This window comes from Eubacterium ramulus (genome assembly GCF_003122485.1).
GTDB lineage: Bacteria > Bacillota > Clostridia > Lachnospirales > Lachnospiraceae > Eubacterium_I > Eubacterium_I ramulus_A.
This window is the reverse complement of sequence record NZ_JRFU01000228.1, coordinates 1-3,900: the sequence shown is the minus strand read 5'-3', so window position 1 is coordinate 3,900 and position 3,900 is coordinate 1. Positions and strand designations below refer to the sequence as shown.

Below are 3,900 nucleotides of genomic sequence, written 5' to 3'. Positions count from 1 at the left end.
CACATCCTCGCGGAGCGTTTATCTCAGTCGGAGATTGTACTCCCACTGAAAAAGACTTGTTATTACTCACCACTTGCAGAAGTGGGAATCTTCTCGACTGAGATAAACTTGTATGGTTTTGTCATTATATTATTTCCATCCAGACTTTTATAAGTATAATTTCAAAAAAGATGAGCCTTCCAATTTCAGCGGAAAACTCATCCTTTTCTTAACTATGTATTTTTTATCAGCACATAATTATTTTTTTGTAATATATCCCTGTGCCTTCAGAAGTTCTGCACAGAGAACCGCTCCACCTGCTGCACCACGAACCGTATTGTGGGAAAGTCCTACGAACTTCCAGTCATATACAGTGTCCTCACGCAGACGACCTACGTTGATACCCATACCGTTTTCATAATCAACATCAAGTTGAACCTGTGGACGGTCATCTTCCTGCATGTAACGGATAAACTGTTTTGGTGCACTCGGAAGATTTAACTCCTGCGGAACACCGCTGAACTGCTCTAATTTCTCGATGAGCTGCTCTTTTGTTGGGTTCTTACGGAATTTTACGAAAACTGCTGCTGTATGTCCGTTTAATACCGGAACACGGATACACTGGCATGTGATTACCGGTGAAGTTGCAGGAACAATCTCGCCTTTCTCCTCATCAATCTCACCCCAGAGACGCAGCGGCTCTTTCTCAGATTTTTCTTCCTCACCACCGATGTATGGGATAATGTTTTCTACCATCTCCGGCCAGTCTTTGAATGTTTTACCAGCTCCGGAAATTGCCTGATAAGTTGTTGCAACAACCTCATACGGCTCGAACTCTTTCCAAGCTGTCAGTACCGGTGCATAAGACTGAATGGAGCAGTTTGGTTTTACTGCGATAAATCCACGCTTTGTACCAAGACGTTTTTTCTGATATTTGATAACGTCCATGTGCTGTGGGTTGATCTCCGGAACTACCATCGGTACATCCGGTGTCCAACGATGTGCGCTGTTGTTTGAAACAACCGGTGTCTCAGTTTTTGCATATGCTTCCTCGATAGCTCTGATCTCGTCTTTTGACATATCAACTGCACTGAATACGAAATCTACTTCAGAAGCAACTTTCTCTACTTCGTTAACGTTCATTACAACGATGTCTTTTACTGCTTCCGGCATCGGAGTTGTCATTTTCCAACGATCGCCAATGGCGTCCTCATATCTCTTTCCAGTTGAACGCGGGCTTGCTGCGATGGTTGTTACCTCAAACCATGGATGGTTCTCCAGCAGAGAGATAAATCTCTGACCTACCATTCCTGTTCCGCCTAATATTCCGACTTTTAATTTTTCACTCATTTTTACATCCTCCATTGCGATCGTATTTAGATATACATCTTTTCTCATTTGTCCGTTTACCGCGAACAGATGTCTTTTTCTTGTGCTATATTATAACAATTTCCGGAAAAATGCAAGTCTTTCTTTTATTTCTTTACTTGGTTTCCTGTAAAATCTCGATATCTTCCAGCCAGTCATGTGCCAGATATTCTTTTTCAATCGCAATCACCTGAGTCATGGCCTCTTTGCTCGGCGCACCAATGGTCAGACGTTTGTTGACACAGGTATCCATGGAAATTGCATCGTAAATATCCTCTTCAAATACCGGACTGATGGCTTTTAACTCTTCCAGAGACATGTCATCAATGGCAATACCTTTATCGATGCAATACAGTACAATACGTCCTACGATTCCATGTGCATCACGGAACGGAACTCCGTGATTTACCAGATAATCAGCGGCATCTGTCGCATTGGTAAATCCATGACGGGCACTCTTGCTCATCACTTCTTTGTTAAATTTCATGGTTGCGATCATTCCGGTGAACAGAGCCAGACAGCCTTTGACTGTATCAATCGCATCAAATGTCAGTTCTTTATCTTCCTGCATATCTTTGTTATATGCCAGCGGAATGCCTTTCATCGTTGTCAGAATAGACATCAACGCGCCGTAAACACGACCTGTTTTTCCACGTACCAGCTCAGCGATATCCGGATTTTTCTTCTGTGGCATGATGCTGCTTCCGGTGCTGTATGCGTCATCGATTTCCACGAACTGATATTCGTTAGAATTCCAGATGATGATTTCCTCGCAGAAACGGCTCAGATGCATCATGATCGTAGATAATGCGGATAAAAATTCAATGACATAATCACGGTCAGATACGGAATCCATGCTGTTTAAGGTCGGACCTGCAAAACCAAGTAAGGATGCGGTATATTCTCTGTCTAACGGATAAGTCGTTCCTGCCAGTGCACCTGCTCCTAACGGGCAGTAATTCATACGCTCATAAATGTCATGCAGACGGCTTCTGTCACGTTTGAACATCTCAAAATATGCGCCAACATGATGTGCTAAAGTAACCGGCTGTGCTTTCTGGAGATGTGTAAATCCCGGCATAATGGTCTCGGTATTCTCCTCCATGATTTTTAACAGTTCCTGCAACAGATCTCGTACCAGTTCATCTGTGTAGAGTACTTCCAGACGTGTATACAGACGCATATCTAATGCAACCTGATCATTTCTGCTTCGTCCGGTATGTAATTTTTTACCGGTATCTCCCAGGCGGTCGATCAGATTTGCCTCCACAAAACTGTGAATATCCTCATATTCGTCAGTGATTTTCAGTTTTCCGGATTCTACATCTTTGCAGATCTCATCCAGTGTTTTTACGATATCCTGCATCTCCTGTTTGGTCAGAATGCCCTGTTTTCCAAGCATGCAGACGTGTGCGATGCTGCCCTGAATATCCTGTTTGTAAAATTTCTGATCAAACGAAATTGATGCGTTAAAATTATAAACCAGTTTGTCCGTTTCCTTTGTGAAACGACCTCCCCATAATTGTGCCATCTCGTTGTTCCTCCTTCATTTTCCTTATCTTGTACACAGGATTTCTCCATCTCGTAGGTTCTCAATGAGAATATTATTTCAGACTGAGATTTTGTGAAATATTATTTCGCTGCATGTTCAGCTTCTTCCTGTGCTTTTGCTCTTTTTTCCTGTTCCCGCTGCAGTTTGGAATACACGCAGCCACAGTAATCCTGCCGGTACAGACCATAGATTTCCGACAATTCCACGGATCGCTTATATCCGTTTTTCTTCTTAAAGTCAGAATTCAAAAAAACAGTCGTTCCATGACAGTATTCCGCTGCCGCCGCTTCTCCCGCCTCATTGAGCAGTGCTGCATTTTTCAACGGACTGATAGTCAGTGACGTGGTAAAATAATCGAATGCCTTTTCCTGTGCCAGCTTTGCAGTCTCTGACAGACGCAGCGCAAAACATTTTTCACAACGTGCACCGCCTTCTGGAACCTGCTCCAGACCTTTTACTTCTGCCACAAACCGCTCCGGTTCATAAGCACCCTCAATAAAGGACACCGGATATTTCACCGGAAGTTCCCGAATCAAGCGTTTTTCTTCTTCCACACGTTTGTGGTATTCTGCTGCCTCCGTAATATTCGGATTGTAGAAAAATACTGTGATGTGGAAATATTCTGCCAGATACTCCAGTACATAACTGCTGCAAGGTGCACAGCAGGCGTGTAATAACAGCGTTGGTACTTTTTGCTCTGTCTGCAGTTTTTGAATTTTCTTTTCCAGTTCTTTTTGGTAATTCTGCTTCATAACTTACTTATTTTATACGATTCGCGGCGGTTTTACAATAGCAACCACCGTTATTTTTACATACTCTATACTATATCCAGTTTATCTCAATCTTCGACTGAAAGAAACATTTTACGAAAATATACCATGATTCTGAGAATTTTTCACCAACTTGCACTGATCAGAATCACACATAAAGTCTCACATATTTGACTTGCATTATTTCAAGAATGCTCCGGCATTCTTGTTGCGAGGTGCGCGTCATGCAAT

The 3,900-nt window shown here is 42.6% G+C and carries 3 protein-coding genes; all 3 read right to left on the bottom strand.

Features of this window, described 5'->3' with window-relative positions; genetic code table 11:
* Positions 1–237 precede the first annotated feature (237 nt).
* The 3 genes from asd to LG34_RS16005 all read right to left on the bottom strand — a co-directional run bounded on the left by asd (position 238) and on the right by LG34_RS16005 (position 3,651).
* Positions 238–1,329 (bottom strand): aspartate-semialdehyde dehydrogenase, encoded by a 1,092-nt coding sequence (gene asd / locus LG34_RS16015; RefSeq protein WP_109216970.1) that lies wholly within the window; start codon positions 1,327–1,329, stop codon positions 238–240.
* Between the two features lie 133 nt (positions 1,330–1,462).
* On the bottom strand, positions 1,463–2,878 hold the full coding sequence (gene argH / locus LG34_RS16010; protein WP_109216969.1) for an argininosuccinate lyase: 1,416 nt from the start codon (positions 2,876–2,878) through the stop codon (positions 1,463–1,465).
* Between the two features lie 101 nt (positions 2,879–2,979).
* Entirely contained in the window at positions 2,980–3,651 is a 672-nt protein-coding gene (locus LG34_RS16005) for an epoxyqueuosine reductase QueH (protein WP_109216968.1), read from the bottom strand.
* Positions 3,652–3,900 lie beyond the last annotated feature (249 nt).